Source organism: Halogranum roseipondis, from assembly GCF_059695585.1.
This window is the reverse complement of record NZ_CM185235.1, coordinates 1,279,294-1,305,992: the sequence shown is the minus strand read 5'-3', so window position 1 is coordinate 1,305,992 and position 26,699 is coordinate 1,279,294. Positions and strand designations below refer to the sequence as shown.

At 66.7% G+C, this 26,699-nt stretch carries 30 protein-coding genes; 11 read left to right on the top strand and 19 right to left on the bottom strand.

Features of this window, described 5'->3' with window-relative positions; genetic code table 11:
- Positions 1-91: 91 nt before the first annotated feature.
- Both glmM and serB read right to left on the bottom strand, forming a co-directional pair.
- Positions 92-1,450 (bottom strand): phosphoglucosamine mutase, encoded by a 1,359-nt coding sequence (gene glmM / locus EOHIBHHM_RS07030; protein WP_497255947.1) that lies wholly within the window; start codon positions 1,448-1,450, stop codon positions 92-94.
- A 112-nt stretch (positions 1,451-1,562) separates the two neighbouring features.
- Entirely contained in the window at positions 1,563-2,213 is a 651-nt protein-coding gene (gene serB, locus EOHIBHHM_RS07025) for a phosphoserine phosphatase SerB (RefSeq protein ID WP_497255945.1), read from the bottom strand.
- A gap of 239 nt (positions 2,214-2,452) precedes the next feature.
- Between serB and serA the strand changes: the two genes are divergently transcribed.
- Positions 2,453-4,051 carry a phosphoglycerate dehydrogenase gene (gene serA / locus EOHIBHHM_RS07020; RefSeq protein WP_497255943.1) on the top strand — a complete coding sequence of 533 codons (1,599 nt, stop codon included), beginning with the start codon at positions 2,453-2,455 and terminating at the stop codon, positions 4,049-4,051.
- A gap of 293 nt (positions 4,052-4,344) precedes the next feature.
- Positions 4,345-5,289 (top strand): hypothetical protein, encoded by a 945-nt coding sequence (locus tag EOHIBHHM_RS07015; RefSeq protein ID WP_497255941.1) that lies wholly within the window; start codon positions 4,345-4,347, stop codon positions 5,287-5,289.
- Between the two features lie 206 nt (positions 5,290-5,495).
- Here the strand turns inward: EOHIBHHM_RS07015 and EOHIBHHM_RS07010 are convergent, their stop codons facing one another.
- From EOHIBHHM_RS07010 to EOHIBHHM_RS06985, 6 genes are all read right to left on the bottom strand, one after another.
- A complete protein-coding gene (locus EOHIBHHM_RS07010) occupies positions 5,496-5,990 on the bottom strand; it encodes a hypothetical protein (protein WP_497255939.1) in 495 nt (164 codons plus the stop codon).
- 73 nt (positions 5,991-6,063) lie between these two features.
- Entirely contained in the window at positions 6,064-7,368 is a 1,305-nt protein-coding gene (gene thrC, locus EOHIBHHM_RS07005) for a threonine synthase (protein ID WP_497255937.1), read from the bottom strand.
- Between the two features lie 90 nt (positions 7,369-7,458).
- Complete coding sequence (locus tag EOHIBHHM_RS07000; protein WP_497255935.1) at positions 7,459-7,833, bottom strand: helix-turn-helix domain-containing protein; 375 nt, start codon at positions 7,831-7,833, stop codon at positions 7,459-7,461.
- Between the two features lie 77 nt (positions 7,834-7,910).
- Positions 7,911-8,156, bottom strand: a complete 246-nt coding sequence (locus tag EOHIBHHM_RS06995) for a DUF8001 family protein (RefSeq protein WP_497255933.1) — start codon at positions 8,154-8,156, stop codon at positions 7,911-7,913.
- A 167-nt stretch (positions 8,157-8,323) separates the two neighbouring features.
- Positions 8,324-9,010 (bottom strand): DUF5828 family protein, encoded by a 687-nt coding sequence (locus EOHIBHHM_RS06990; RefSeq protein WP_497255931.1) that lies wholly within the window; start codon positions 9,008-9,010, stop codon positions 8,324-8,326.
- Positions 9,011-9,091: 81 nt separating this feature from the next.
- Positions 9,092-9,346: a DUF8007 family protein gene (locus EOHIBHHM_RS06985; RefSeq protein ID WP_497255929.1), complete on the bottom strand. Its 255-nt coding sequence runs from the start codon at positions 9,344-9,346 to the stop codon at positions 9,092-9,094.
- Positions 9,347-9,602: 256 nt separating this feature from the next.
- On the opposite strand from EOHIBHHM_RS06985, the gene EOHIBHHM_RS06980 reads away from it, so the two are divergent.
- The gene (locus EOHIBHHM_RS06980) at positions 9,603-9,980 is read left to right on the top strand and encodes a cupin domain-containing protein (protein ID WP_497255927.1); all 378 of its coding nucleotides are present in this window, start codon (positions 9,603-9,605) and stop codon (positions 9,978-9,980) included.
- Complete coding sequence (locus EOHIBHHM_RS06975; RefSeq protein WP_497255925.1) at positions 9,977-10,603, top strand: DUF8052 family protein; 627 nt, start codon at positions 9,977-9,979, stop codon at positions 10,601-10,603. Before EOHIBHHM_RS06980 ends, EOHIBHHM_RS06975 begins: the two co-directional genes overlap by 4 nt.
- A gap of 95 nt (positions 10,604-10,698) precedes the next feature.
- Here EOHIBHHM_RS06975 and EOHIBHHM_RS06970 read toward each other — a convergent pair whose 3' ends face one another.
- The 3 genes from EOHIBHHM_RS06970 to EOHIBHHM_RS06960 all read right to left on the bottom strand — a co-directional run bounded on the left by EOHIBHHM_RS06970 (position 10,699) and on the right by EOHIBHHM_RS06960 (position 13,956).
- Positions 10,699-12,525, bottom strand: a complete 1,827-nt coding sequence (locus tag EOHIBHHM_RS06970; protein ID WP_497255923.1) for a carbon starvation CstA family protein — start codon at positions 12,523-12,525, stop codon at positions 10,699-10,701.
- A gap of 166 nt (positions 12,526-12,691) precedes the next feature.
- Positions 12,692-13,660, bottom strand: a complete 969-nt coding sequence (locus tag EOHIBHHM_RS06965) for an ArsA family ATPase (protein ID WP_497255921.1) — start codon at positions 13,658-13,660, stop codon at positions 12,692-12,694.
- On the bottom strand, positions 13,660-13,956 hold the full coding sequence (locus EOHIBHHM_RS06960; RefSeq protein ID WP_497255919.1) for a DUF7990 family protein: 297 nt from the start codon (positions 13,954-13,956) through the stop codon (positions 13,660-13,662). Before EOHIBHHM_RS06960 ends, EOHIBHHM_RS06965 begins: the two co-directional genes overlap by 1 nt.
- 101 nt (positions 13,957-14,057) lie before the next feature.
- Here EOHIBHHM_RS06960 and EOHIBHHM_RS06955 point away from each other — a divergent pair, with 101 nt between their 5' ends.
- The gene (locus EOHIBHHM_RS06955; protein WP_497255917.1) at positions 14,058-15,335 is read left to right on the top strand and encodes a CobW family GTP-binding protein; all 1,278 of its coding nucleotides are present in this window, start codon (positions 14,058-14,060) and stop codon (positions 15,333-15,335) included.
- A gap of 22 nt (positions 15,336-15,357) precedes the next feature.
- Here the strand turns inward: EOHIBHHM_RS06955 and EOHIBHHM_RS06950 are convergent, their stop codons facing one another.
- The gene (locus tag EOHIBHHM_RS06950) at positions 15,358-15,771 is read right to left on the bottom strand and encodes an SRPBCC family protein (RefSeq protein ID WP_497255915.1); all 414 of its coding nucleotides are present in this window, start codon (positions 15,769-15,771) and stop codon (positions 15,358-15,360) included.
- A 102-nt stretch (positions 15,772-15,873) separates the two neighbouring features.
- Positions 15,874-16,191 (bottom strand): hypothetical protein, encoded by a 318-nt coding sequence (locus tag EOHIBHHM_RS06945; protein ID WP_497255913.1) that lies wholly within the window; start codon positions 16,189-16,191, stop codon positions 15,874-15,876.
- A gap of 58 nt (positions 16,192-16,249) precedes the next feature.
- Here EOHIBHHM_RS06945 and EOHIBHHM_RS06940 point away from each other — a divergent pair, with 58 nt between their 5' ends.
- From EOHIBHHM_RS06940 to EOHIBHHM_RS06920, 5 genes are all read left to right on the top strand, one after another.
- On the top strand, positions 16,250-16,429 hold the full coding sequence (locus EOHIBHHM_RS06940) for a DUF8107 family protein (protein WP_497255911.1): 180 nt from the start codon (positions 16,250-16,252) through the stop codon (positions 16,427-16,429).
- 59 nt (positions 16,430-16,488) lie between these two features.
- Positions 16,489-17,166: a uracil phosphoribosyltransferase gene (upp, locus tag EOHIBHHM_RS06935; protein WP_497255909.1), complete on the top strand. Its 678-nt coding sequence runs from the start codon at positions 16,489-16,491 to the stop codon at positions 17,164-17,166.
- 405 nt (positions 17,167-17,571) lie between these two features.
- The gene (locus EOHIBHHM_RS06930; RefSeq protein WP_497255907.1) at positions 17,572-18,693 is read left to right on the top strand and encodes a TAXI family TRAP transporter solute-binding subunit; all 1,122 of its coding nucleotides are present in this window, start codon (positions 17,572-17,574) and stop codon (positions 18,691-18,693) included.
- A gap of 87 nt (positions 18,694-18,780) precedes the next feature.
- On the top strand, positions 18,781-19,284 hold the full coding sequence (locus EOHIBHHM_RS06925) for a DUF1850 domain-containing protein (protein ID WP_497255905.1): 504 nt from the start codon (positions 18,781-18,783) through the stop codon (positions 19,282-19,284).
- Entirely contained in the window at positions 19,281-21,989 is a 2,709-nt protein-coding gene (locus tag EOHIBHHM_RS06920) for a TRAP transporter permease (RefSeq protein ID WP_497255903.1), read from the top strand. The genes EOHIBHHM_RS06925 and EOHIBHHM_RS06920 overlap by 4 nt, the downstream gene beginning before the upstream one ends.
- Positions 21,990-22,035: 46 nt before the next feature.
- Here the strand turns inward: EOHIBHHM_RS06920 and EOHIBHHM_RS06915 are convergent, their stop codons facing one another.
- The 3 genes from EOHIBHHM_RS06915 to trpY all read right to left on the bottom strand — a co-directional run bounded on the left by EOHIBHHM_RS06915 (position 22,036) and on the right by trpY (position 23,736).
- Positions 22,036-22,665, bottom strand: coding sequence for an IMPACT family protein (locus EOHIBHHM_RS06915; RefSeq protein WP_497255901.1), 630 nt, complete (start codon positions 22,663-22,665; stop codon positions 22,036-22,038).
- 33 nt (positions 22,666-22,698) lie between these two features.
- Positions 22,699-23,157, bottom strand: a complete 459-nt coding sequence (locus tag EOHIBHHM_RS06910; protein ID WP_497255899.1) for a hypothetical protein — start codon at positions 23,155-23,157, stop codon at positions 22,699-22,701.
- Between the two features lie 78 nt (positions 23,158-23,235).
- Positions 23,236-23,736, bottom strand: coding sequence for a TrpY family transcription regulator (gene trpY, locus EOHIBHHM_RS06905; RefSeq protein WP_497255897.1), 501 nt, complete (start codon positions 23,734-23,736; stop codon positions 23,236-23,238).
- A gap of 142 nt (positions 23,737-23,878) precedes the next feature.
- Between trpY and EOHIBHHM_RS06900 the strand changes: the two genes are divergently transcribed.
- Positions 23,879-24,505 (top strand): DUF8528 domain-containing protein, encoded by a 627-nt coding sequence (locus tag EOHIBHHM_RS06900; protein ID WP_497255895.1) that lies wholly within the window; start codon positions 23,879-23,881, stop codon positions 24,503-24,505.
- A gap of 40 nt (positions 24,506-24,545) precedes the next feature.
- On the opposite strand, the gene EOHIBHHM_RS06895 is transcribed toward EOHIBHHM_RS06900, so the two are convergent.
- From EOHIBHHM_RS06895 to EOHIBHHM_RS06885, 3 genes are all read right to left on the bottom strand, one after another.
- The gene (locus EOHIBHHM_RS06895; RefSeq protein WP_497255893.1) at positions 24,546-25,364 is read right to left on the bottom strand and encodes an ABC transporter permease subunit; all 819 of its coding nucleotides are present in this window, start codon (positions 25,362-25,364) and stop codon (positions 24,546-24,548) included.
- Positions 25,361-26,284, bottom strand: coding sequence for an ABC transporter ATP-binding protein (locus tag EOHIBHHM_RS06890; protein WP_497255891.1), 924 nt, complete (start codon positions 26,282-26,284; stop codon positions 25,361-25,363). Before EOHIBHHM_RS06890 ends, EOHIBHHM_RS06895 begins: the two co-directional genes overlap by 4 nt.
- Positions 26,285-26,418: 134 nt before the next feature.
- Positions 26,419-26,688 carry a DUF7967 family protein gene (locus EOHIBHHM_RS06885; protein WP_497255889.1) on the bottom strand — a complete coding sequence of 90 codons (270 nt, stop codon included), beginning with the start codon at positions 26,686-26,688 and terminating at the stop codon, positions 26,419-26,421.
- Between the last annotated feature and the right edge of the window lie 11 nt (positions 26,689-26,699).

Here is a 26,699-nt window from a genome sequence, read left to right as displayed (position 1 = left end):
CCGGAGCGATGACTGCAGGTGCGAAAAAGGAACTGGCCGGTCGGACGTCGACGGCGATCGCGGACGGTGGTGAGGGGCGGACGCCGGCGGACTACGGACGGGCGGCTTCCAGCGCCGTGCGGACGTCTTCGGCGAGTCGCTCCGCGCGAGCGACGTCGCGGGCCTCGGCGTAGATCCGGACTTTCGGTTCGGTCCCGCTGGGGCGGACGAGCACCCACGCGTCGCCGTAGTCGAGTCGGTAGCCGTCCTTCGTGTTCGGTTCGGCGTCCGCGGCGTCGGCGTAGGCGGCGGCCGCTTCGAGCATCGCGTCGAGTTCGGTCTCCGTCTCGTAGCTCAGGTTGACCCGGACGTTGTGGTAGTCGGTGTAGGGGGCGACCACCTCGCTCGCGGGGCGCTCGGCGACGAGTTCGAGGAACTTCGCGCCGATGAACGCGCCGTCGCGGACGAGTCGGTAGTCGGGGAAGAAGATCCCGCCGTTGCCCTCGCCGGCGACGGGGATGGTAGCACCCTCGGCCCACAGTTCGCGGATGCGGGTGATGATGTTCGTCGACCCGATGGGCGTGAGTTCGAGCGTCGCGCCGACCTCGTCGCAGACGTCGACCAGCCGCTGGGAGACGTTGACGGCAGCGACGGTGGTGTCGCCGTCGTCCAACTGGGCGGCCGCGAGGGCAGCCAAGGAGGTGTCGCCCTCGACGTACTCGCCGTTCTCGTCGAAGAAGATGGCGCGGTCGGCGTCGCCGTCGTGGGCGATACCGACGTCGGCGTCGGCGGCGCGGACGAGACGGCCGAGGTCGGTGAGGTTGCTCTCGACCGGTTCGGGTTCGCGGCCGGGAAAGTGGCCGTCCGGTTGCCCGTTGACGGTGACGACTTTACAGCCGAGTTCGCGGTAGAACTCGGGGCTGGTGAGCGCACCCGCACCGTGACCGGGGTCGAGCGCGACCGTCAGGTCGGCGGCGGCGATCGTCTCGCGGTCGACCGTCGCGAGCATCTCCTCGACGTAGTCGCGGTTGGCCGACTCGACGCGGCGCGTGCGACCGACGCGGTCCCACGGCGCGACGTCGAACTCCTCGGCGAGGATGTGCTCTTCGATGCGTTCGAGTCGGTGGACCGGGAGTTCGACGCCGTCGGCTCCGACGAGCTTGACGCCGTTGTACTCCGGCGGGTTGTGTGAGGCCGTGATGAGCACGGCCGGGACGTTCTCGGCGTCGCAGTACCGAACCACCGCGGGGGTCGGGGTGACGCCGAGTCTGTCGACGTCGATGCCGACGCTCGCCAGTCCGCTGGCGGCCGCGTTGGTGAACATCTCGCCGGTCGTCCGGGTGTCGCGTGCCACCACTGCCCGGTCGGTGTCCCACACCGTTCCGGCGGCCTTCGCGACGCGGAGAACGAACTCGGGGGTGAGCTGTTCACCCGCGACACCGCGCGTGCCGCTTGACCCGAATAGCTTCATTACGTCCTGTTGCACGTCCCTGGGTGAAAGCCGTTCCGAAGGCGGGAGCGGTCTGTCCGGTCACCCGACCGAGACGGTAGCCATACAGAGCGTCGTACGGCGACGCGACGGGTTACTTCTCGGACGCTCGCAGCAGGTTCCGCTCCTCGAACACGCGGCCGAGGCGGTCCATCGAGGCGACGACGACGTCACAGGCCGGACGGACGGCGTCCTTCGGGACGAAGCCGACGGAGAAGCCGGCGACCTCGAGCATCGGCAGGTCGTTCGCGCCGTCGCCGACGGCGACGGTGTGCTCCATCTTCACGTCGAGTTCGTCGGCGAGTCGCTCCAGTTCGCGGTCTTTGGTCCCCTCGATGAGCGGCCCCTCGACGTCGCCGGTGAGTCGGCCGCCCTTCACGGGGAGGCTGTTGGAAACGACGTGGTCGACCTCGACCCCTTCGGCTTCGAGTGCGCGCTCGACGCCACGGTCGAACCCGCCGGTGAGGACGGCGGTGTGATGGCCGTAGTCGTTCAGTCGCTCGATGAGGTCGGCCGCGCCGGGGCGGAGTTCGACCTCGCCGTAGGCCTCCTCGGCGCGTTCCTCTTCGAGGCCTTCCAAGAGTGAGGCGCGCTCACGGAGGCTCTTCGCGTAGCTGATCTCGTCGTTCATCGCACGTTCGGTGATGTCGGCCATCTCGTCGGCGACGCCCATCCGCTCGCCGAGCAGGACGGTCATCTCCGAGTCCGAGAGCGTTCCGTCGAAGTCGAAGGCAACGAGTTTCACATCTCACACTCGTCGTGGCCCGATTTCAAACCACCTGAAGCGGTCAGATGGTGGCTCCCGCCAACCACTCGACGGAGCCACAACGCGAGTCCGAGGGGACACACGAGTTCGTCGGTTTTGGCGGTGGTCGCGGAGAATATATACACGAGAGTGTATAGAACCTGTGTGACAGACCCGAGAAGGCGGCATGTTCGGCACAGGAAGAAAGCATTATCCGCCGGGCATGGCTCAGTCGAGATATGAAGGTACTCGTCACGGATCCCATCGCCGACGCCGGCCTCGGCCGGTTGCGCGAGTCGGGTCACGAGGTAGAGACAGCCTACGACGTCGAGGGTGAGGCACTTCTGGAGGCCGTCGCCGACGCGAACGCACTCGTCGTCCGCTCCGGAACCGAAGTCACGGAGGAGGTCTTCGAGGCCGCCCCCCATCTCGTCATCGTCGGACGCGCCGGCATCGGCGTCGACAACATCGACATCGACGCCGCGACCGACCACGGCGTCATCGTCGCCAACGCCCCCGAGGGGAACGTCCGCGCCGCCGCCGAGCACACCGTCGCGATGGCGTTCGCCGCCGCCCGGTCGATCCCGCAGGCGCACGCTCGCCTCAAGAACGGCGAGTGGGCGAAGTCGGACTACCTCGGCACCGAGGTCAACGGGAAGACGCTCGGCGTCGTCGGTCTCGGCCGCGTCGGCCAGGAGGTCGCCAAGAAGCTCGGCAACCTCGGGATGGAGCTCGTCGCGTTCGACCCCTACATCAGCGAGGAGCGCGCCGACCAGCTCGGCGCGGAGCTCGTCGACTTCGAGGAGTGTCTCGAGCGCGCCGACTTCCTCACCGTCCACACGCCGCTGACGCCGGAGACAGAGGGGATGATCTCGCTGGACGAACTCGAACTCATGGGCGGCGGCTACCTCGTCAACTGCGCCCGCGGCGGCGTCGTCGACGAGGCCGCGCTCGCCGAGGCAGTCGACGCCGGAATCCTCGACGGGGCCGCGGTCGACGTGTTCGCCGACGAACCGGTCTCCGACGACAACCCGCTGCTCTCGGTCGACGACGTCGTCGTCACGCCGCACCTCGGCGCGTCGACGTCTGCCGCCCAGGAGAACGTCGCCACCAGCATCGCCGACCAGATCGTCGCCGCGTTCGACCAGGAGCCGGTGATGAACGCGCTGAACGCGCCCTCGGTCGACGAGAGCGCCTTCCCGCGCATCCGTCCGTACATCGGTCTCGCCGAGACGGCCGGGAAGATCGCCGCGCAGGTGTTCGACGGTCGCATCTCCGAGGTCGAGGTGCTCTACGAGGGCGACATCGCCGGCGAGGAGATCGACCTCGTCACCGCCAGCGCGCTGAAGGGCGTCTTCGAACCGCTGGAGTGGCAGGTCAACTCGGTCAACGCGCCGCGCATCGCCGAGGAGCGTGGCATCGAGGTCAGCGAGACGAAGACTCACCAGGCGGAGGACTTCCAGAGTCTCATCACCGTCCGCGTCGGCAACGAGGAAGGGTCTCTCGGCGTCTGCGGGACGCTGTTCGCGGGCGAGGACCCGCGTATCGTCCGCCTCGACGGCTACCGCGTCGACGCGATTCCCCACGGGCACATGCTCGTCGCCCGTAACTACGACAAACCGGGCGTCATCGGTCTCATCGGAACGGTGCTCGGCGACCACGGCGTCAACATCGCGGGGATGTTCAACGCCCGCCGCTCCGGCACCGAGAGTGCCGGCGAGGCGCTGACCGTCTACAACCTCGACGCGCCCGTCTCCGACGAGGTGGTCGAACAGCTGCTCGGCGACGATCGGATCACAGACGTCAAACGCATCACGCTGAACGGTAGCGACGAGTAGGCCGCCGAATTTCCTTTCTACGCCGGTCTGTCCGGATAGAGCGACTGTTTCTGCCCCGTCTCCGACCCACTCGACACGAAAGGCTCGGTTAAACCGGAGTTTAATCGCCCGAAGACGGCCGGTATCGGCGTTACAGACCGGCGACTGTCACGTCAAACAGACTATCTACTGCGAAATTCTCAGCTCGCCGAAACTACGTGGAAACCGGCTTTTAATTACAAGAATATGACGAGTAACTAAGGGGGTTATCGCCGAGTTTCTGTCTGTCGGACAACACCCGACTGAGAAAGACAATGACAAGGAAATTCACAAAGCAGGTGCTCGTCGTGTTCGTCGTTGCTACGCTCCTCTTCAGCGGTTTTGCGGGAGTCGCGGCAGCGCACGACGATAAACACGACAAAGACCGAGATAAAGACCGAAAACACCACGACTACGACGACGACGACCGCCACCACCACGACCACGACAAGAAGGACGACGACGACCGCCACCACCACGACCACGACAAGAAGGACGACGACCGCCACCACCACGACCACGACAAGAAGGACGACGACGACCGCAAGAAGGATTACAAGGACAAGAAGGACGACGACCGCAAGAAGCACGACGACGACGACCGCAAGAAGCACGACGACGACGACCGCAAGAAGCACGACGACGACGACCGCAAGAAGCACGACGACGACGACCGCAAGAAGCACGACGACGACGACCGCAAGAAGCACGACGACGACGACCGCAAGAAGGATTACAAGGACAAGAAGGACGACGACCGCAAGAAGCACGACGACGACGACCGCAAGGACCGCGACCGTGACCGCCACGACCGCAAGAAGCACGACGACGACGACCGCAAGGACCGCGACCGTGACCGCCACGACCGCAAGGACCGCGACCGCCACCACCACGACGACAAAGACAAGAAGAACAGCGCCGAGCAGCGTCAGGACGAGCACGCCAGCCAGTGGGCGTCCCAGATGGGCTGGAAGAACGACCTCGACCAGAAGCAGGACAACGACCAGTCTCAGTCGGTGAAGCAGTCGGGCAGCAACAACGACGCAGACCAGAAGCAGAACAGCAAGCAGAGCCAGCGCGCCGAACAGGACGGCAAGAACAACGAGATCGACCAAGACCAGAGCAGCAAGCAGAGCCAGCGTGCGACGCAGTCGGGGAGCGGCAACTCCGTCAGCCAGTCGCAGTCTAGCAGCCAGACCCAGGTCGCCGTTCAGGGCTAACTCGCTCTGAACAGACCACCTGCTCGTACCGCGCGAGCAGACCAGAGAGCACCCCCAGTCGAGTCAGACGCTTTCGACTGTTCGCTTTTTTCGGAGTCAGTTCACGTAGCGACGTCTATCGAGTGGTTCACGAAGCGCAGCGACCGGACAGAGAACCCGATATCGCTCGGCGAAATCGTCGAAGCGGCGACGGATGAGACCCGAAGTCAGCGCCAGGGGAGCAACTGGACGAGTCGTTCGCGGAGCGACCGTTCGTCGGCCTGTCTGCGGGTGGCCGTCGTCCGGGAGACGGAGACGAGTCGTTCCAAACGGTCGACGACGGCGGCGAGAGAGTCGCCGACGGAGGAGTCGTCCGACTGCGAGTGTTCGGGACCGACGTTCGACTCGGCGAGCACGTGTTCGTAGCGGTGGATGATCTCCTGGTGGTCGGCCTCGCGGCGGGCGAGCTCCCGTTCGAGGGCTTCGACCTCGGCCTCCAGTTCGGCGATTCGGTCGGCCGCCTCGTCGGCGTGCGTGTCCGTGTCGGCGTCGGTTCGATGGGAGTGCGGTCCGCGCGGCTGACGAGGGGACTGACCACCGTCGCGGGTGACGAGCCGCCGCTCTCCCGAGGCGGAGTGCGGAGGCGCGTCGGTGTCGGTTGGTCGCGTCCGGTCACCGCGGCGGTGGTTCACGGTTCCGGTCGGCAGGCTACTCGAAGGCACACACGTCAGTTGATGACACACCGTCAAAAGCGTACGTCAGACGCCCGTCACGCAGCGGACGACGGAAACCGGGCTACCGACCGAGCAGGCGCTTCAGTCGGCCGACGCTGCCGCCGGACTTCCCTTCGAGGTGCGCCAGCACCTCGTCGGTGTCGTTCGGCACCGGTTCGGGTTTGTTACCGGCCTCGAACGCCGCGTCGGGGTCTTTCAGCAGGTGGCCGGTCGTGAGACAGACGACGTCCTCGTCCTCGTCGACGACGCCGCGATCGACGAGTTTCTGGAGACCAGCCACCGAGGCCGCAGAGGCGGGTTCGACGCCGATGCCTTCCTTGGCGAGCGCACGCTGGGCCGACGTGATCCCCTCGTCGGAGACGGCGACCGCCGTCCCGCCGGTCTCGCGGATGCCGGGGAGCGCCTTCGGCGCGTTGACGGGGTTGCCGATGCGGATGGCGGTCGCCTTCGTCTCGACCTCCTCCCAGCGCCGGATCTCGTCGGCGTCGTTCTCGATCGCCTCGACCATCGGCGCGGCCCCCTCGGCCTGGACGCCGGTCAGTTTCGGGACGTCGCGTGGGTGGAGCGCCCCCGACTGGACGAGTTCGCGGAACGCCTTGTAGAGCGCGGCGGTGTTGCCGGCGTTGCCGACGGGGAGGACGATCCGGTCGGGGTAGCGGCCGTGGTCCTGAGAGAACTCTTCGAGGATCTCCAGGCCGATGGTCTTCTGTCCCTCCAGTCGGAACGGGTTCAGCGAGTTGAGCAGGTACGCCTCGCCGCGAGCGGCCAGCTCCTGCACGATGTCGAGACACTCGTCGAAGTTGCCGGCGACCTCCAGGATGCGGGCGTCGTGGAGCGCCGCCTGCGCGATCTTGCCGGCGGCGACCTTCCCTTCGGGGAGGAGCACGAGCGTCTCGAGGCCCGCACGCGACCCGTAGGCGGCGAGCGCGGCCGAGGTGTTCCCCGTCGAGGCGCATGCCAGTCGGTCGACGCCGAGTTCGCGGGCGACGGAGACGCCGACGGTCATCCCCCGATCCTTGAACGACCCCGTCGGGTTCATCCCCTCGTGTTTGATGCGCAGGCGGTTGACGCCGACGCCCTTCTCGAGCCGGGGGACGTGGTGCAGCGGCGTCGACCCCTCGGGGATTGAGACCCCCTCGTCGAACGGGAGTGCCGCGGAGTAGCGCCAGACGCCGTCGCCCTCGAACTCGTCCCACGTCGGGAGGTCCGAGTAACGGACTTCCAGCAGGCTGTCGCAGTCGTCGCAGGTGTAGCGGACGTCCTCAAACGGTGCGAACGTCGCACCACAGTCGATACACTCCAGCCACATCCCGTCGACGGCGTCCTCGGATTCCTCCGGGGCTGCCGCCGAGAGTTCGAGACTCATTGGTTCGGTGGTGGTCGTCGTCGGTCAAAAGGGGGGCGGTTTGGGGAAATATGACGGGGGTTCGTTGACACGAAGCGAGAGTGTTACCCGCTACTCGTCGTCACCGAACTCGTCGATGGCGGCGTGGACCGTCTCGACCCACTCGTCGAGCGCCTCGTGGAGTAGCTCTTTGGCCTCGTCGAGCGGCGTCGCGGTGTACTGATAGACGTAGCCGCCGGGGTCGAGCAGACGACGCTGCCGTTCGACGAGTCCCTTCTCCAGCAGCGTCGTCAGCGAGCGGTTGACGTTGCTGCGGTCGCGGTCGAGTTTGTCCGCCAACTCGGCGACGGTGCTCCCGGGATGTTCCCGGAGGACGAGATACGTCCTGCTCTCGTGGTCCTGGATACCGAAGACGCAAGCGAGGACGTGTTGGAAACTGGGGTCCTCGGTCTGCAGGAGATCGTCGATATCCGGCCGGTCGGTCATGGCCGCCTGTTTGCGACGGCCGGAATTAAAAGTCCGCTTTGGCGGGTCGTCGTGCCGCTTCGCTGCTCGGCGACGGGCTACTCCTCGTCACGTCGACTGTACCCCATCTTGTCGATACAGGCACGCATCCCCTCCTCGTCGGGGTGTTTGTGGAGCGTGGTCGGCGTGTCGCAGTAGTAGACGTCGCCGTCCATCCGCAGCGTCACCTCGTGGACACCGCCGAGCATCTCCGTCTCGACGACGACGCGCCGTCCCTCGCGAAGCGCCGCCAGAATCTCGTCGGTCGACAGTTCTCCCGATTTCGCGCGCAGCGGTTCCGGCATCGACTCGAAGGAGGCGAGCCGTGACTATCACTCTTGACCTTCGGGCCGGTCGATGGTGACGACGAACGCGAGCAGCGCGACGAGCGTCGACACCAAGGCGAGAAACGATCAGTTCGTCGTGGACTTCCTCGAAGCCCACCACGACATCGAAACGAAACGAGAAACGATCAGTTCGTCGTGGACTTCGAATCGTTCTTCGACCGTGGTGGGTCGACCCCCTCGACGGCCTCGACCGTCTCGGTCTGCTTCTCGGTGTCGATGTGCCAGCGGTCGATCTCGTTTTCGTACTCGCCGAGGCGACGACTCACCTCCTCTTTGAGGTGGTCGTCGTTGACGTTCACCTCGAAGATGAACGTGTCTTCGCCCTCGCCGCGCGTCGTCTTCTGGACGTTGGCGCTGACGAGTTCGTTGTCGAAGTAGTAGGGGGCGAGTTGGGTCATCACCTTCCGGTAGACGGTCCCCTCGACCGCCCGGAGTGCCTTGCGTCCGGCGGAGTCGGCCGCGCGTGCGACGTGGTTGATGGAGTCCTGCCACGACTCGAGTGCGGCCTCGTTGTTGCCCTCGCCGACCTTCTCGTAGGACTCCGAGATCTTCTCCCCGGCCGTCTGCAGATCCTCGTCGGGCTCTTTGCCCGCCTTCTCGCCTTCGCCCTCGCCGACCGCCGCCTGTTCTGCGGTCTTGGCGTTGACGTCCTCGCTCAATCGCTCGTGGGACTTGGGCCGCCACTCGTCCCACTCCTCGAACGCGTCGCTGTCTGCTCCCGCATCGCGGAGCGCGCGAGTGATCCGCTCGCCGTGTTCGACGATGTCACCCCACGACCCGCGCTGTTTGAAGCCTGAGATACTCTCTTCCATCCCTTGACAGTCACTAAGTGCGCTCGTCGTATAAATCGTGACCGGCCACGCGTGCGGTTCGCTACCGTCCCTGTGAGCGCGTCACCGGCGGTTCTCGCCGTAGGTGAGCCGAGTCGCGACGTCGTCGAGGCGGCGGACGAGTCCCCCGAGCCACGCCGACGGCGAGACCGCTCGCAGGTGGTCGCCGTCGACCTCGATACGGGCGTCGCCGAACGGGTCGCGGTCGGCGCGGTCGGGCGCTTCGTCGTCCCCGTCGGTCTCGGCTGCGCCGTTCTCGGTGAAGTCGACGACGGACGACATCGCACACCGGCCGCAGGACTCTGTCTTCCTGTCCATGAGTGTGTCTCACACTCTCGTTGAGCGACGAGTCACTAAACGCTGTCGCCCGAACGCGTCCCGAACGCCGACTGTCGTCGACCGGAGTCGCGACTGGGAGGGAGTATCGTCGGAGTTCAGAGACTCCTCGTCCGGGACCGATTCACACGAGTCGTGAGGTGAAACGGAGGGCGGTTGACTACGATGATCCCTATGAACCGACCGACATCGACGGACCCCGACGGACTTTTGTTCGCGTACTGCTGTCTCACCACACATGGGATACCGAGTCGTCGACACCGACGCGGTCGAACCGGCGCCCGACCGACCGTGCGACCAGCGGGCGCTGTCCGAACCGGCCGGGCTCTCGCAGATGGCTGTCAACCGATTCGTCGCCGAACCGGGCGAGCAGATTCCGCTGGCCTACCACTACCACGACGACCAAGAGGAGGCGTTCTTCGTCCTCTCGGGGACGCTCCACGTCGAGACGCCCGAGGGCACCTACGAGGTCGGACCGAACGACCTGTTCGCCGTCGACTCCGGCAGTCCGCAACGAGCGTTCAACCCCGAGGACGCGACGGAGTCGGTCGACGTCGTCGCCGTCGGTGCACCCCCGAGCGAAGACGACGTTCACGTCTACGACCCGGAGCCATGAGCGCCGACGAACGTCGCGAGGAGATGGCGGCCGACCCCGACGTCGAACTCCCCGACGACGTCCCCGAGTGGGACGACGAGTATCTCGACCGTGTGGGCGCGAACCTGATGTTCAGTTTCGACCTCGAGCGGGACCGACCCGTCCGCGGCCGGACGTTCGACCTGTTCGGGACGATGCGCGTCGAGAGCGAGAAGCATTTCTTCCACCCGGCGCTGAACTACGCGAACCACGCCTCCGAGGAGTACCTCTTCGCCCAGCACCGCGACACCGTTCGCGTCGCCGACCTCGAGGCGCTCGCCTCGCTGGCCCACGAACTCGCCGACGACCCGCAGTGGATCGTCGCCGACGAGGAACACTACGGCACCGACTTCACGTTCGTCCTCGTCGCTCCGGAGCTCACCGACGACGTCCGCGAGTTCGTCGCGGGCTACGACGACCGGACGCTCATCAAGTACGGCTACTACGGTCACTACGAGGTGAACGTCGCCGTCGTCGCCCCCGACGACGAGGCGGTGGTCGCCAGCGAGAACGCCGACGTCGTCCGCGCGTTCACCCTGTGGAGCGACGCGGATCCGACCGAGAACGGAGGGTTGCTGTCGCGGCTGTTCTCTCGATTCCGCTGAGCCGAGGGTCGGCTCCGACCGTCGACCGTTCGTCGACCCCGACGCCGTCGCTGACGACCGAGAAGCGGGGAGAAACTGCAACGGGTGGACTGCGGTCAGTCGTCGCGAGACGACCCGCCGTCCGCGACGGGCGTCCCCGTCCCCCGACCACGGACGCTACTGATGTTCCGATAGCCGATGACGACGAGTCCGACTCCTAGACCGATCAGCGTGAGTGCCAACACGATCTGGACGACGGCCGAGAGCTGTGCGAACACGGTCGCCGTACCGCCCCACTCGCCCTGGACGAACTTCACGTAGAGGTTGTCGTGGAACGCGAGCCAGCCCAGTCCGAGCACGGTGATGGTGACCATGAGCGCCATCGGCGCACCGGTGCTGATGAGCTGTTTGCTGTCGTCCCAGTTGGCCAGCCACACCGTCGCGGTCAGAAGCGCCAACGCGGCCAGAAGCTGGTTCGCGCCGCCGAACAGCTGCCAGAGCGTCAGCCACGAGCCACTGGTGATGAGGACGTACGCCGGAATCGCCTGCACCGCCGCGTTGCTGTATCGGTTCGTCGCGACCGACTCGACCGAGCTCTCGGGCGTGCCGACGATCTCCTCCATCATGTACCGGCCGAGACGGACGGCCGTGTCAGTCGAGGTGAGGAGGAAGCTCACGAGCACGAGCGCCATGAACGGCCCGCCGAACGTCGCCGGGATGCCGAAGCTCGTGAGGATGATACCGCCACCCTCCGCGAACGTCGGGAGCGCGAGGCCGATACCGCCGCCCACGTCGGGTGAGACGAGCGCGACCGTCGAGAGCGCGACGATGGCCAGGAGCCCCTCACCGAGCATCCCGCCGTAGCCGATGAGACGAGCGTCGGACTCCTTGTTGAGCTGTTTCGAGGTGGTCCCCGAGGAGACCAGCGAGTGGAACCCGCTGATGGTCCCGCAGGCGATGGTGATGAAGAGGAGCGGGAACAGCGGCGCGCCGGAGCGGCCGATGAACCCGTAGTACGGTTCGAGGTTGGTCACGAGCGGTTGACTCGACGATCCGAGGAGGGTGCCGACGATGATCGCCAGCAGCGCGCCGCCGACGCCGGTGTACAGCAGGAACGACGAGAGGTAGTCCCGCGGTTGCAGGAGCACCCACACCGGGAGCGCGCTCGCGAGTGCGCCGTAGAGGAGGACGATCGGTACCCACGCGGCCGTGTTCACGCCGAGCGCCTCCGCGCCGGGGAGCCACGTCCCACCCATCCCCTCGAACAGCACGATGGTCTGCGTGGGTGCCCGCGACGCCGGTTCGAACAGCGCGAGCGGATACTGGATCCCGAGGAAGACGCCGACGAACATCGCGACGACGAACGCCACGGTGCCGGGGATGAAAGGAAGGTTCAGCTGATAGAGGTACGCCCCCAACAGCACGGCGAGTCCGATGTAGATGAGGCTGGCCGTCGCGGCCTCCGGATACGCGTTGAACACGATGGCCACGACGAGCGCGAACACCGCGACGACGAGGACGATCGTGAGAAACGCGAACCACAGCAGCATGTTCTTGCCTCGCTCGCCGACGTACTGCCCGATGATGTAGCCGATCGACTTCCCCTCGTGTCGGAGACTCGCCGACAGCGAGACGAAGTCGTGGGTCGCACCCAGAAGCGGGTTGCCGATGGCGATCCACAGGAGCGCGGGCACCCACCCCCACACCACGCCGGCCGTGATGGGGCCGACGATCGGTGCGCCACCCGCGATACTCGAATAGTGATGCCCCAGAAGTACCGGCTTCTTCGCCGGAACGTACTCCTGTCCGTCTTCGTACTTGTGCGCCGGTGTCGTGTTCGCGTCGTCGAGTTCGACGAAGCGTGCCAGATACCGGGAGTACCCGAAGTACCCCAGACTGAACAGTACGAGCACCGCCGCCACCAGCCAGATGATCTGCACCATGTTACGTTACCACATCGTGCATGTGTGTATGGCACATATAAACATTAGCTTCCATCTCCGCGTCTCTACGACCGAGAGACGTTGTCTTCTCCGCGCTCTGCTGTTCGCTCCGGAATCGAATCGCCAACATGTATGAAGTTATGACTAATATTTACTATCGATTCGGTCATGTCGGCGGTTCTGTCTCGACCTCCACGTCGATCTCCGAAGCCACCGCCGTCAGGAGGTCTCCCTTCACCTCGGCGACGCGGAGTCCGATCTCGGCGACGACCGGGACGTCGAACGTCTCGTGGAGTTCGCGGAGGCGCTCGCGCTCGGTGGCGACGCGCTGTCTGAGGAACTCCGCGGCCGTCCCCTCCTCGTCGTCGTCGGGTTCCGGCGCGAGTTTGTTGACGACGAGGCCGCGCACGTCGAGGTCGGAGTCGCGCAGACTGTCGACGGCGCGGCGCGTCTCGCGGACGGACAGCTCGTCGGGGTTGACGACGAGGAAGAACGACGACTGCTCGCGAAGCGTCTCGCCCGCGAACTCGAACTGCTCCTTCCGTGCCTCCAGTCGGGCGATGATGGGGTCGCCGTCCATCATCCGCCGCGGTTCGTTGTTGCCGACGGCGGCCCGCTCGAACAGCTCGACGCTCTGTTTGCGCTTCAACAGGAGCCGTTCGATCCACCCTTCGAGGAACTCCGGCAGCGAGAGCAACCGGAGCGTGCCACCCGTCGGCGACGTGTCGAAGACGACGCGGTCGTAGTCGTCGCTCTCGCGCATCACCTCGACGAACCGGTCGAACAGCGCCGCCTCGTACGCGCCGGGCGTCTGGTGAGCCATCTCGATCTGCCGGTCGATCTCGTTGACCAGCCCCGCGCTCACCTGATCGACCAGCGCGCGCTTCGTCTCCATCAGGTGGTGTTCGACCTCCGCCTCGGGGTCGATCTCCATCGCCCAGAGTCCGTCGACGCCGTCGACCGGCTTCGGGCTGTCGTCGAACTGCTGGTCGAACACGTCGGAGGTGCTGTGCGCCGGGTCGGTGGAGACGACGAGCGTGTCGAGGCCGGCGTTCGCACACTTCAGCGCGTAGGCGCTGGAGACGGTGGTCTTGCCGACGCCGCCCTTGCCGCCGAAGAAGACGAACTTGTGCATCAGAAGTGGTACTGCTGGCCCTTCCGTTCGAGCAGCGACCCGCGGTCCCACATCCGCCGCTCCCACGCCTCGAACTCCTCTTCGAGGTACGGCAGCAGTTCGGCCGTGTAGTAGGAGACCGGACTCGGGATGCCGAAGGCGTCGGGGAAACACGCCAGCATGAACGTGTCCTCGGCGTCCTCGGCCTCCTTCTCGATCTTCTCGTAGGCCGGATGCGAGATCATCCCGTGGTAGAGCCCCCGGAGCCACTCGTCGAGGAGCAGGCGGAACTCCTCGATGCGGTCTGCGAGTGTCATATGATGACAACCTCCTAGTCTCGCGGCCAAAAGGGTATCGTTCAGCGTCCTTCGTGCACGACCGGAGAGGCTTAATACCGACAGTCGACCACACACGACACATGAGCCGTGACGCGATTCCGGTGACGATCCTGAGCGGGAGCCTCGGCGCCGGCAAGACGACGCTGCTCAACCACCTCCTCCGTACCGCCGACCGCGACGTCGCCGTCCTCGTCAACGACATGGGCGAGGTCAACGTCGACGCGGCGCTCGTCTCCGAGAGTTCGGAGCTCGACGTCGACGACGGAGTCGCGGAGCTCTCGAACGGCTGTATCTGCTGTGAGCTCCAGGACGACCTCGACACGGCGGTCGTCCGGCTGGCACAGAACCGCGACTTCGACCACCTCGTCGTCGAGTCGTCGGGTATCAGCGAACCGGAACCCGTCGCCCGCCTGTTCACCACCGGGTCGCGAGCGGCGGCGCTGTACGAGGTCGACTCGCTCGTCACCGTCGTCGACGCGCGGCTCTTCTTCGACACGTTCGGCGGCGACGACACCATCGAGCGCCGCGGCACCGACGGCGACGACACCCGACCCCTCTCGGATCTCCTCGTCGAGCAGGTGGAGTTCTCGAACCTCGTCGTCCTGAACAAGCGGGACCTCCTCTCGGCGGACGAACTCGACGCCGTCGAAGAGCTGGTGACGACGTTGCGACCCGACGCCGTGATTCTCCGGAGCGAGTTCGGGCAGGTCGCTCCCGACGAGTTGCTCGGTCGCGGACTGTACGACTCGGCGACGGCAGCCGAGGCGGCGGGCTGGCGACGGGCGCTGGAGGATGAGGGGACGCTCGCGAACGGCGGCGAGCGGGGACACGGACACGACGACCACGCCAGTGACGATGGTCACGCCGACCACGCGCATCCCGACGAACTGTACGGCGTCACCTCCTTCGTCTACCGTCGCCGACGGCCGTTCCATCCGCGGCGACTCGACGCGTCTCTCTCCTCGCTTCCCGACTCGGTCGTCCGGTCGAAGGGGACCTGCTGGGTCGCCGGCAACGACAACCAGCAGGTACTCGGACAGGCCGGCCCCTCGGTGCGGGTCGAGGCGGGCGCGCCGTGGGTCGCGAGCCTACCCGAACTCGACCGACAGCTCTACCGGTCGAACCGGAAGAGCCTGGAGTGGGACGACGAGTGGGGCGACCGACAGACGGAGCTCGTGTTTATCGGACGGGAGATGGACGAAGAGAGGGTCGTCGAAGGACTGGACGGCTGTCTCCTGACCGACGAGGAGATGGCGACCGACTGGTCGGCGTTCGACGACCCCTTCGCCGACGAACAGGGTGACGCCGTCGTCGTCGTCGAACCGGAGCCGCCGCGCGAGACGAGCGGGACAGAGTGAGAACGGTGGAGCGAACCGAGGGTCAGCCGAGGTCCGTCGCCAGTGCGTCGAGTGCGCGCTCCAGTTCGCCCCTCCGTTTCCACGCGGCGAGGCGGTCGGTGACGCCCGACAGCGGCAACCCGAGGCTCACCGCCGACCGCATCGTCACGCGCGACCCGTCGTCCACTGCCCGCACCGTCACCCACGTCTCCATCGCGTCGAACGGACCGGCGTCGCCCTCCTGTGTGTAGTACAGTCCGTCCTCGCGCTCCTCGAAGCGAAGCGAGAGGGTGAGTCCGCGCGACCCGGCGGTGACGACGGTGCTCCCGTCGGTCCGGTCGGCGACGTCGACGACGGAGAAACTCCCCTCGTACTCGACGACGGCCGCGGGCGTCAACGCTCGTTCGACTTCGGTTGGCGTCGCACGGACGAACCGCGAGACCTCGACTTCGCGCATGGGTTGGCGTCTCGACCCGGAGGAGAAAAGCGACGGGGTCGCGACCGACGGTCTGGGGTCGGCGATCGGCGGGCGAACGGCGCGTCGTCCCTCCGAGTCTCCCTACAGGAGAAGCGGCAGCGACAGCGCGAGGAAGACGACCGCGAAGAGCACCCCGAGGTAGAACAGCCGGTGGAGTCGCTGCACCGCGGGAACCTCACCGTGGAGCTCCGGGCGGGTGGTCCAGACCATCTGGTGGTACGCGCCGACGGCGAGTCCGGCGAAGACGAGCGTCGAGACGGCGACCGCGACGGGGAGCGACGAGCCGAGCGCGAGACAGTACACCGGCCCGAAGGAGAAACAGAGGAGGAACGCGAGCGACGCCACCACGAGGTACGGAACGGGGTCGACGGCGGTCCCCTCGCGGTTGCGGAACGGCACGACAGACGTAGGTACGGCAGGACCAAGAAACTAAGTTCGGTGGTTCACCACAGGCGGCATGGCAAACTCGAAGGGAGACCCCCGGGTGCTGTTCGTGATGAACCTCGTGTTGTCGACGGCGTTCGCGGCCGTCGTCGTTTGGGGGCTCGACTTCGTCGGTGTCTTCCCCTTTTCCGTGGGGCGCGTCGCCGTCGCCGCTGCGGTGCTGATGGTCATCACGCACCTCGTGATACGGTAGCGGGGCCACAGCGGCGGAAGGAGGCAACTTATGTCGTTCGACGTACCGCGTTTCACACAATGCCTATCGAAGACCGCGACGACGCGCATCTCATCACCCACGCGCTCGCCAAGGACACGCTCTCGAGACTCCGCGACGTCGAGACCGAACAGGTCGCGTTCCGGAAGGGCCTCGTCAAGCTCGGCCGCATCTGCGGCTACGAGATCATCGACGGCGCGATGGACACCGAGTACGTCACCATCCAGACGCCGCTGGAGGAGACGACCGGCGAGCGAGTCAAGGGACTCGACGACGTCGTCATCATCAACGTGCTCCGAGCGGCGACGCCGTTCGTCGAGGGGCTGCTGAAGGCGTTCCCGCGGGCGAAGCAGGGCGTCATCAGCGCCGGCCGCAACGAGGAGGCCGGGATGAACGAGGAGGGGCAGTTCCCCATCACCATCGACTACGTGAAACTGCCCGAGATCAGCGAGACGGACACCGTCATCGTGGCCGACCCGATGCTCGCGACGGGCAGCACGATGTGTACCGTCCTCGAGCACGTCCTCGAAGAGGCGCCCGACTACGAGAACCTGTTCGTCCTCTCGGCGGTCAGCGCACCCGACGGACTGCTCCGCGTCGGCGAGCAGTTCCCCGAGGCCGACCTGCTGACGGTCGCCATCGACGACTACCTCAACGACGAGGGGTTCATCGTCCCCGGACTCGGCGACGCCGGCGACCGCGCGTTCCGCACGAAGTGACGACGGCGCGTCCGGCCCCGTCGACGTCCGACGCGACGCGGGTGCCGACGCCGCACTGATCCGTCGCTGCTCCGACTGCTCGCCGTGAGCGACCGTCCGAGAGCCGCACGGCGAACGCGGCGGCGACGCAACCCCTCCGTTTCCGGTCGAAACCGACAGAGCGGACGTGGTCGGTCCCGAAGAACCGGTGTCGACGCCGCCGACCGGACGGTGCGCCAGCAGCCGAGGGTCGGCGGTCGTAATCGACCGTCCTCGCCGAGGAAAGCAGACTCGTCGTTACTTATCGTTCCTGTTGGTTGAAGAACTAACGAGAAAATAAATACAACTTTCTGATGTTGGTAAAAGAAGAGAGAGGGCTCAAAAACATGGACAAGCATAAGTACTGACTGTAAGTAATAGAAACCTATGCGAAGAGATATTAACCGCAGAGAGTTTGTCGCAGCGACCGGTCTCGCAGGCCTCGCCGGACTGGCCGGCTGTGCCGGTGGCGACGGCGGCGATGGCGGCGACGGCGGTGACGGTGGCGACGGCGGCGACGGAACAGGAACGACGAGTGGCGACGGCGGCGACGGCGGGAACGGCGGCAGCAACCAGCTGACCTGGCACGCCGGCGGCACCGGCGGCACGTACTACCCGCTGTCGAACCAGTTCAAGAGCATCGTCGAGGCGAACACCGACTACTCCCTGCAGGTGCAGTCGACGGGGGCCAGCGTCGAGAACGCCGGCAGTCTCGGCAACGGCAGCGCCGACTTCGCGCTCCTGCAGAACGACGTCGCCTACTTCGCCGTCAACGGCGAGGGGATCGACGCGTTCCAGGGGAACGCCATCCCGAGCATTCGGGGTGTCGCGACGCTCTACCCGGAGACGATCCACGTGGTGACGCCCGCGAACTCCGACATCCAGTCGATCCAGGACCTCAGCGGCGCGACCGTCAACACGGGCGACCTCGGCAGCGGGACGCAGGTCGACGCGAAACAGATCCTGCAGGCGGTCGGCGTCGAGGACTACACCGAGCAGAACACCGACTTCTCGCAGGCCGCAGAGCAGATCCAGAACGGCGACGTCGACGCGGCGTTCGTCGTCGGCGGGTGGCCGGTCGGCGCGATCGAGGACCTCGCCAACAACAGCAACATCCGTCTCGTCGAGATCTCCGGCGACGCCCGCGAGCAGGTCAAGCAGGCCGGTTCGTACTTCGCCGACGACGAGATCCCGGCGGGAACCTACAGCGGCATCGACGAACCCGTCCAGACCGTCGCCGTGCAGGCGATGATCGGGACGCACGAAGGGGTGTCCGAGGAGGTCGTCCAGGCGGTCACCGAGGCCATCTTCGAGAACACCGACCAGCTCAACATCAAGCAGGAGTTCATCAACGTCGAGAGCGCACAGGACGGGATGTCGATCGAACTCCACCCCGGCGCACAGGCGTACTTCGACTCGGCCGGAACGGGTGGCAGCGGTAACGAGACCACCACCGGCAACGAGACCACCACCGGCAACGAGACCACCACCGGCAACGAGTCGAGCTAACGCCGCTCGATCACCCACACACCGGGTTCCGATTCACTGATCCGTACAGATGTACTTCCGACTGACCACCAGTTCTCTGTGCCGTCCATGAGCGACGGCACCGATCGACGGACGGTCGGTCTCGCACTCGCGTCACTGCTGATTCTCGCGCTCGTCCTCGCCGGAGGAGCGGCGGCGACGTCGCCGGAACGTGCCCTCGTCGTCGAGGACGCTGACACCGGCGACCGACTGCTCGTCGCACCGGTCGAGAACGGAACCACGGTGACGCTGGCGTACAACCACAGCGTGGAGGGGAGTCCCGTCCGGGACGTCTACGCCGTCCGGGGCGACCGACTCGTGATGACGCGCATGGAGTTCTCGTCGTACGGGTGGGGGTTCCCGGCGCAGGCGAACGTCACCCGTGAGAACGGGAGCTTCGTCTCCCGGCCCGACGACGTGCGACTCACCGAGTTGTACGTCTCACCCGGCGACGTCGCCGGACACAGACTCCACGTCGGCGACGAGACGTACGACCTCGTCGCGCGCTCCGACGGCGAGACCGTCCGGATCCACGTCGAACACCGCAGTTTACTACAGCGAATGATGCCATGACCGCCGACGACACTCGACCCGAAGACGAAGAGCTCTCCGAGGAGGAGAAACAGGAACTCATCGACGAACTGGAGCGGAAGCGGAGCCTCCGTGGCGTCGCCGCCGTCGTCGTCGCGGTCGTCGGGATTCTGTTCTCGGCGTTCCAGATGTGGCTCGCCGCCCGCGGGTTCATCTTCGAGGTGACGCTGCCCGTCGTGGGGACGTTCCGCCTCGCCGCGCTCCAGCCGCTCCAGATCCGGGCGATCCACGTCGTCTTCGCGCTCATCCTCGCATTCATGCTCTATCCGGCGACATCGAGCGAGGGCTTCTTCTCGCGACGGCTCTCGCCGGTCGTCTCGAACCTGGATCGCCGCTTCGGCGCGTCACACCCGATGACGCGGGCGGCGACGCGCGTCCGCTCGGGGGTCCGCTGGGCGATCACCGACCCCCACCGCCAGCGAGTGACGCCCGTCGACATCGTCCTCGCGCTGCTGTCGTTGCTGACGGCGGCGTACATGATCACCGACTATCAGGAGATCCAGCGGATGCGCGCGCTCGGTCTCGGCTCGGGTCGCACCACCGGCGAGATCTACCCGTTCCTCGCACCTCTCGTCGACGCCGTCTCGGCGCTCGGTATCCCGCTCGACGAGACGTCGTACGCGACCGTGCTGGGCGCGATCGGCGTCCTGCTCGTGCTCGAGGCCACCCGGCGGACGCTCGGGACGCTCCTCATGAGCATCGTCGCGACGTTCATCCTCTACGCGCGGTACGCGAGCAACATCCCGCAGGATCTGCCGTATCTCGGCATCCTCTCGACGCCGTCGGCGTCGTGGGACTCCGTCGTCCAGAACCTCTGGTACAACACGGCAAACGGCGTCTTCGGCGTCCCGGTCGAGGTGAGCGTCCGCTACATCTACATCTTCGTCCTCTTCGGGGCGTTCCTCGAGATGAGCGGCGCGGGCCAGTGGTTCATCGACCTCGCCTACTCGATGACCGGGTCGCGGAAAGGCGGCCCGGCGAAGGCGAGTATCCTCTCGTCGGGCTTCATGGGGACCATCAGCGGTTCCTCGATCGCCAACACGGTCACGACCGGCGCGTTCACCATCCCGCTGATGAAGCGCTCGGGCTACCGTCCCGAGTTCGCCGGCGGCGTCGAGGCCTCGGCCTCCTCTGGGGGACAGATCCTTCCGCCGGTGATGGGCGCGGCGGCGTTCCTCATCGTCGAGTTCGTCGGCGTCTCCTACGACACCGTCATCATCGCCGCGGCGATCCCCGCCATCGTCTTCTTCTTCGGCGTCTGGGTGATGGTCCACCTCGAAGCGTCGCGCGCGGGGATCGGCGGCGTCGACGCCTCGGAGCTCGTCGCCGTCTGGGACCACCTGCGGACCGGCTGGTTCTACCTCGCACCCATCGGACTGCTGCTCGTCTACCTCATCGGGATCCGCTACTCGGTGTCGCGGTCGGCGTGGTACACCATCGTCGCCATCGTCGCGCTCATCGCGCTCGTCGCCACCTACAACGACCGGACGCGCGTACCGCTTCTGGGCACCATCGGTGGGCTGTTCGCGCTCGAGACGGTCGCGCAGTATCTGACCGGGGCGGGTATCGTCGGCGCGGTGACCGGCGCGGGAACCGGTGGCGTCTCGGCCCGCGCCGCGCTCGACGCCGCGGCCGGACAGCTCGGCATCATCATCATCCTCGTGAGTGCGGCGTTCCTCGTCGCGCGGCCGCGGCTCCCGTCACCGCTGCTTGAGTACGACGCCGCCGTCGACGACGCCGCCGAGACGACGGCCGACGCGTTCGGTCGCCGCTCGCTCGCCAGCAACAACGCCTACCGCTTCGGGACGTTCGTCCTGAAGGCGATGGAGGGCGGCGCGCGAACCGCGACGGTGGTCGTCATCGCCGTCGCCGCCGCGGGCGTCATCCCCGGCGTCATCAGCGTCTCCGGGCTCGGTCCGAACCTCGTCGCGCTCATCGAGGCCGTCTCCGGCGGGTCGCTCATCTTACTCTTGCTCATCACCGCCGTCTCCTCGATCATCCTCGGGATGGGGATGCCGACGACGGTGACGTACATCATCCTCGTCGCGCTCCTCGGCGGCGCGATCGCCGAGCTCGCGAACATCCCACTTCTGGCAGCACACCTCTTCATCCTCTACTTCGGCGTCATCGCCGACATCACGCCGCCGGTCGCCGTGGCGGCCTACGCCGCCTCCGGGGTCGCGAAGTCCGACCCGTTCAAGACGGGGATCGAGGCGTTCTCGCTCTCGCTGAACAAGGCGGTCGTCCCGTTCGCCTTCGTCTTCTCGCCCGGCATCCTGCTCATCCGTGGGGAGAGCACCGAGGAGTACCACATCATCACCCTCGCCGACGTGGCCGACCTCGGCTACTTCATCCCGGAGGTGGTCGTTCCCATCGCCGGGGTGTTCCTCGGCGTGCTCGCGCTCGGGCCGACGATCATCGGGTACTTCTACTCGTCGGTCAGCGGGCTCGAGCGTGCGCTGTTCGCCGTCTCCTCGATCCTCCTGATGGCGCCGCAGATGATCCTCGACCCGGTGTTCACCGTGCTCGAAGCGACCGGCACGAGCGTCGGTATCGAGATACTGACGCTGGATCTCCTCCTGCGTCTCGTCGGCGGAGTGCTGTTCGGTGCGCTGGCGCTCCGCAACCGCCGACAGATGGAGGGTGACCGCGCCGAACCGGCGTCGGCGACGCCGACGACCGACTGAACCGACGGCGACTCGCGCCGTCGCTCCGTTCTCTTTCTTTCCGTCGCTACTCGATGCCGACTCGACCGCTCGTCGCACTTCTGAGTCGGTCCCGCAGGTCGTCGGCCTCGTCGACCGGCACGCGAACCTCGAAACGGACGTCCGCCTCGTAGGTCGCGTCGAACTCGACGCCGGTACTCTCCAAGATGCCGCGAACCGTCCCGGAGTCGTCGTACTCGGTGACGACCGCCAACCGCTCGTGTGGTAGCTCCTCGACGACGCCCGCGGCGTCGACTGCTTCCTTGACGGCGCGACTGTACGCCCGAGCGAGTCCGCCGACGCCGAGGTTCGTCCCGCCGTAGTACCGGGTGACGACGGCGACGACGTTGCGGATCTCCCGTTGGACGAGCACGTTCAGCGCCGGCTTTCCCGCCGACCCGGTGGGTTCGCCGTCGTCGCTCTGGTACTCCCGCAGCATCACCTCGCCGGGCGCACGCCGACTGGAGGCCTCGCCCGCGGGGACACGGTAGGCGGGGACGTTGTGCGTCGCCTCCGGGTGGTGCTCTCGGATCTCGTCGACGAACGCCTCCGCCTCCGCGACGGTGTCGACGGGGGCGACGTAGCCGATGAACTCCGATCCCTGCACTTCGAAGGATGCCTCGGCGCGGCCGGCGACGGTGCGGTAGGCCTCTGTCATAGTCCGGCCGAGGCGGGCCGCGAGGATAAGTGCTTACGCTGTGTGCTCGTCGTCGCGGCCGTATCCGCCGAGGAGCAGTCCCGCGAGCGACCCCGCGCCGATCAGTTCGACGACGATCGTGAGGAACGCGAGCGGGTCGTCGACGAAGTGTTCGACGACGAGCGAGACGGGCGACCCGTGGCTGTGGCCGCCGGGGACGGTGCCGCCGTGGTCGCCCAGATGCCACCAGACGTAGCCGACGACGTAACCGAGGAGGACGAGAACCCCCAGCGCCAGCAGCGGCCGGACCGCCCGCTCGAAGTAGAGACCGGCGAGGACGACGAGCAGTAAGAGTGCAGAGGGGACGAACAGGTAGCCGCGCGGGTCGAAGAACTCCAGGCGCGGGAGGTAGACGGCGAGCAGCGGGACGCCGACCCAGAGGTGGACGAGCGCGGCGACGAGCGTCCCCTGCACGCCGAGGAAGTGGAGCACCGCTTCGGTCGTATCGTTCATACTCCCGCTGGAGAGCGGAGAGACAAGAGACTGTCTATTCCGCCGAAATCGAGTGGTACACGCCTCGAAAGCGGCGTCTCAGAACTCGACCTTGCGGACGAACGGGAGGCTCCGGATCTCGACGAGCAGGTCGCCGGGGATGGGGTCGTCGGTGACGACGTAGAGTTTCGGATCGTCGGTGAACTCGGGGTCTTCGCTTATCGTCTGGCGGATGCTGATACCCGCGTCCGCGAGCATCGACGTCACCGTCGCGACGATGCCGGGTTGGTCGGCGTCCTCGACTTCGACGGTCAGGACGGTCAGATCGAGGACGGGCGCGAGATCCATCAGACTCGGGATCGAGGAGATGTTCTGGAAGATGCGCTTCAGCTCGGGATCCTCGAGGATGGCGTTCGTCGTCGAGTCGACGACGCGGCGGTCGACGCCGATCTCGCGGGCGATGCCGGTGTTCGGGATCTCGATGCCGCCGGAGACGACCCGTCCCTCGTCGTTGACGGAGAACCCCCGTTCGAGCAGTAGCCGGATCACTGCCTGCTGACTCGGACTCCCCTCGAACTTCCCCATGATCTCGTCGAACATTCGTACCGTGAAGGTGGGCCAGCGGGTGGTTTAATGATGTGGGTGTGAGGGCCGTCCGTCGCGGCCGGTCGCTGCCGGGTGCTACTGGCCGTCGTCCCGTCGACCACCCACACTTTTCGTCCCCACTCACAATCACTCGGTCATGCGAGAAGTTCAGTCGTGTGACTTCTGCGGCGACGACGCGGTCGGGACGTTCGAGGTCGTCCCCGACGACCTGCTCTCCTCGGACGCCGACCAGCGCCGCGTCGCCCTCTGTGGTCACTGCCGGACGACGCTGGAAGCCGTCCTCGAACCGTTCCGCCGACGCGACGCCGACGCCGTCGACGACGAGGCGACCGACGCCGAAGCGCCGAACCCCACGAACGAGGCCGACGGGACCCGCGCGGACGACGCCGACCGCTCGTCGACCAGCGCCGCCGTCGACCCGACCGCCCGCGCCGAGGGGATCGCGATCGGCCGGGAGGGCGACTCGGACACTGTCGAGGGGGACGAGACCGACGAAAGCGACCCACTGTCGGCCGACGACGGGGCCGGCGTCGTCGACGAGGGCGACGACGGCGAAGCGTCCGAGACCGGCGCGGAACCCGATCAGTTCCGGACGGTGATGCGACTGCTGAGCAACCGCGAGTTCCCCGTCGACCGCGCGGAGTTCGAGGAGTTGACCGCCGGGGCCTACGAGCTAGAGGACGACCACGTCGCTCGCATCCTCGACCACGCCGTCGACCGCGGGGTCGTCGTCGACGACGCGGGGACGCTGAAGAAGCAGTAGGGCAGTCGGAACGAACGAGCGGTCCGCGACCGCTCGACGCTCAGAGGTCGGCTCGGTCGAACGCCCAGAGCCCGAGCAGCGGCGGGATCAGCAGCCAGCCGAACAGCATCGCCAGCGCGGCCACCTGCAGGCTCACGTCGCCGCCGGTGAACAGCTGGTCGTTGAGGAACGCCCCCGAGACGATCTTGAACGACCCCGTCGGGTTCAGCAGGCGGATCATGCGGAAGATCTCCTGTCCGGTCAGCGGTACCCAGCCGGGGACGCCGCCGCTGAGCTGGAGGTAGATCTGCAGCGGGAACTGGACCGCCCCCCACAGCGGGACGAAGAGGAGGTAGAGCCCCATCGCCCCCGCCGTCGCGAGTTGTTGCGAGCGCATCGCCGCCGAGAAGCCGACGGCGATGCCGACGAAGACGGTGCCGAGGAACGCCGTCAGCAGGATGTAGCCGACGTACGATCCGGCGTCGAACTGCAGCGGGCCGACGGCCAACAGCAGCGCCGGGAGGACGAAGCCGACGACGATCGGTGCGGCGATGGCCGCCGAACGGCCGAGCACCTTCCCGAACACGACGTCCGCCCGGGAGTGCGGCAACGAGAGCAGCAGTTTCAGGCTGCCGCTCTCGCGCTCGCCGACGATGGCGCTGTAGGCCATGACGAGCGCGATGAGCGGGATCAGCGTGGTGACGAGCGTCCCGCTGATCGCGCCGAGGATGGCGTTCGAACTGAACGTTCCGCCGCCAGAGGGACGGACGACGTAGGCGACGCCCGAGGTGAGGAGCACGAACAGCGCGGTCAGTCCGAGGAGCCACCACGAGCGGACGGCGTCCTCGAAGTCCTTCCGGGCGACCGCCTGCCAGCTCATGCGGTGACCTCCTGTCGGTCGTCTTCGGTGTACGAGAGGAACAGATCCTCCAGCGACGCCTCGGTCGTCTCGAAGTCGTGGACCGTCACGCCGCGGCCCTCCAACGTGGAGAGCACCTGCGTCTTGACGCCGCTCTCGCAGGCGACGACGACCGTGCCGCCGTCGGTCGACGCCGACTCGACGCCGTCGATGGCGCGGACGGCGTCGAGATCCTCGCTCGACGCGCTGTCGACCGTGATCTCCAGTCGGGCCTCGCCGCCAGCGGCGTCACGGAGCCCCTCGATACTGTCCTCGGCGACGAGCGCCCCCTCGCGCATGATGCCGACGCGGTCACAGACCGCCTCGACCTGCCCGAGCACGTGCGAGGAGAAGAACACCGTCGCACCCCGGTCGGCCTCCGTGTGGACGATGTCGCGCATCTCTTTCGCCCCGGCGGGGTCGAGTCCCGAGGAGGGTTCGTCGAGGATGAGCAGGTCGGGACTGCCGACCAGCGCCATCCCGAGTGCGAGTCGCTGACGCATCCCCTTCGAGTAGCCGCCGGCTTTCCGGTCGGCGGCGTCGGCGATGCCGACTCGGTCGAGGATCTCGTCGGGGTCGTCCGCGGCCTCCTTCGAACGGACGGCGAACTCGACGTGTTTGCGGCCGGTGAGGCGGTCGTAGACGTCGAACCCCTCCGGGAGGACGCCGGTCCGCTGACGGACGGCGACGCTGTCTCGCTGGGCGTCGTAGCCGAGGACGCGCACCTCGCCCGTCGTCGGCCGAACGAAGTCGAGAACCATGTTGATCGTCGTCGACTTCCCGGCCCCGTTGGGACCGAGGAAGCCGAACACCTCGCCCTCGGGGACCGTGAGGTCGAGGTCGTCGACGGCGGTGACGTCGTCGTACCGTTTCGTCACGCCGGTGAGTTCGATAGCGGCCATGGTTGCGGGTTGTACGACGACGGCATAAAGGGTTTAGGTCTCCGTAGCGCCAACAGATTGATAGCGACCAGCGAGTCGAGACGGCGCGAAGCAGTCGCTCTCTGGCGGTTCGATGCGTGGAGGAGTTGGTCGAGTTACACCTCTTCGTCGGGGTCGTAGCTCTCGGCCATCCGCTCGGCCTCCGTCCGGTAGCGCTCTCGCGTCTCGTCGTCGGGAGTCGCGCTCAGTCGGTCGGGCTCGACGTCGAGTGCGGCGGTGGCACCGCTGCCGCGCTGGTGCATCAGCGTCGCCGCGATCTCCTTCTGGAGCATCCGCTCGCCGTCGGGGGTCGCGTAGACGAGCGTGATGAGGTTGCGGTCGTCGTAGGTGCGCTCGACGAGCCACAGTCGGACGGTGTCGGTCATATCTCCCCGTT

What these genes read in the sequence shown, in the direction of transcription:
- EOHIBHHM_RS06995 (WP_497255933.1), bottom strand. Translation starts at nt 8,156, where the DNA reads ATGCCGGAACCGCTGCGCGCGAAATCGGGAGAACTGTCGACCGACGAG.
- serA (WP_497255943.1), top strand. Translation starts at nt 2,453, where the DNA reads ATGAAGGTACTCGTCACGGATCCCATCGCCGACGCCGGCCTCGGCCGG.
- EOHIBHHM_RS06895 (WP_497255893.1), bottom strand. Translation starts at nt 25,364, where the DNA reads ATGAGCTGGCAGGCGGTCGCCCGGAAGGACTTCGAGGACGCCGTCCGC.
- EOHIBHHM_RS06985 (WP_497255929.1), bottom strand. Translation starts at nt 9,346, where the DNA reads ATGGACAGGAAGACAGAGTCCTGCGGCCGGTGTGCGATGTCGTCCGTC.
- EOHIBHHM_RS06915 (WP_497255901.1), bottom strand. Translation starts at nt 22,665, where the DNA reads ATGACAGAGGCCTACCGCACCGTCGCCGGCCGCGCCGAGGCATCCTTC.
- EOHIBHHM_RS06960 (WP_497255919.1), bottom strand. Translation starts at nt 13,956, where the DNA reads ATGACACTCGCAGACCGCATCGAGGAGTTCCGCCTGCTCCTCGACGAG.
- EOHIBHHM_RS06990 (WP_497255931.1), bottom strand. Translation starts at nt 9,010, where the DNA reads ATGGAAGAGAGTATCTCAGGCTTCAAACAGCGCGGGTCGTGGGGTGAC.
- glmM (WP_497255947.1), bottom strand. Translation starts at nt 1,450, where the DNA reads ATGAAGCTATTCGGGTCAAGCGGCACGCGCGGTGTCGCGGGTGAACAG.
- EOHIBHHM_RS07000 (WP_497255935.1), bottom strand. Translation starts at nt 7,833, where the DNA reads ATGACCGACCGGCCGGATATCGACGATCTCCTGCAGACCGAGGACCCC.
- EOHIBHHM_RS06930 (WP_497255907.1), top strand. Translation starts at nt 17,572, where the DNA reads ATGCGAAGAGATATTAACCGCAGAGAGTTTGTCGCAGCGACCGGTCTC.
- upp (WP_497255909.1), top strand. Translation starts at nt 16,489, where the DNA reads ATGCCTATCGAAGACCGCGACGACGCGCATCTCATCACCCACGCGCTC.
- EOHIBHHM_RS06890 (WP_497255891.1), bottom strand. Translation starts at nt 26,284, where the DNA reads ATGGCCGCTATCGAACTCACCGGCGTGACGAAACGGTACGACGACGTC.
- EOHIBHHM_RS06920 (WP_497255903.1), top strand. Translation starts at nt 19,281, where the DNA reads ATGACCGCCGACGACACTCGACCCGAAGACGAAGAGCTCTCCGAGGAG.
- EOHIBHHM_RS06975 (WP_497255925.1), top strand. Translation starts at nt 9,977, where the DNA reads ATGAGCGCCGACGAACGTCGCGAGGAGATGGCGGCCGACCCCGACGTC.
- EOHIBHHM_RS06940 (WP_497255911.1), top strand. Translation starts at nt 16,250, where the DNA reads ATGGCAAACTCGAAGGGAGACCCCCGGGTGCTGTTCGTGATGAACCTC.
- EOHIBHHM_RS06970 (WP_497255923.1), bottom strand. Translation starts at nt 12,525, where the DNA reads ATGGTGCAGATCATCTGGCTGGTGGCGGCGGTGCTCGTACTGTTCAGT.
- trpY (WP_497255897.1), bottom strand. Translation starts at nt 23,736, where the DNA reads ATGTTCGACGAGATCATGGGGAAGTTCGAGGGGAGTCCGAGTCAGCAG.
- EOHIBHHM_RS07015 (WP_497255941.1), top strand. Translation starts at nt 4,345, where the DNA reads ATGACAAGGAAATTCACAAAGCAGGTGCTCGTCGTGTTCGTCGTTGCT.
- EOHIBHHM_RS06965 (WP_497255921.1), bottom strand. Translation starts at nt 13,660, where the DNA reads ATGCACAAGTTCGTCTTCTTCGGCGGCAAGGGCGGCGTCGGCAAGACC.
- EOHIBHHM_RS06950 (WP_497255915.1), bottom strand. Translation starts at nt 15,771, where the DNA reads ATGCGCGAAGTCGAGGTCTCGCGGTTCGTCCGTGCGACGCCAACCGAA.
- thrC (WP_497255937.1), bottom strand. Translation starts at nt 7,368, where the DNA reads ATGAGTCTCGAACTCTCGGCGGCAGCCCCGGAGGAATCCGAGGACGCC.
- EOHIBHHM_RS06980 (WP_497255927.1), top strand. Translation starts at nt 9,603, where the DNA reads ATGGGATACCGAGTCGTCGACACCGACGCGGTCGAACCGGCGCCCGAC.
- EOHIBHHM_RS06910 (WP_497255899.1), bottom strand. Translation starts at nt 23,157, where the DNA reads ATGAACGATACGACCGAAGCGGTGCTCCACTTCCTCGGCGTGCAGGGG.
- EOHIBHHM_RS06955 (WP_497255917.1), top strand. Translation starts at nt 14,058, where the DNA reads ATGAGCCGTGACGCGATTCCGGTGACGATCCTGAGCGGGAGCCTCGGC.
- EOHIBHHM_RS06885 (WP_497255889.1), bottom strand. Translation starts at nt 26,688, where the DNA reads ATGACCGACACCGTCCGACTGTGGCTCGTCGAGCGCACCTACGACGAC.
- EOHIBHHM_RS06900 (WP_497255895.1), top strand. Translation starts at nt 23,879, where the DNA reads ATGCGAGAAGTTCAGTCGTGTGACTTCTGCGGCGACGACGCGGTCGGG.
- EOHIBHHM_RS06925 (WP_497255905.1), top strand. Translation starts at nt 18,781, where the DNA reads ATGAGCGACGGCACCGATCGACGGACGGTCGGTCTCGCACTCGCGTCA.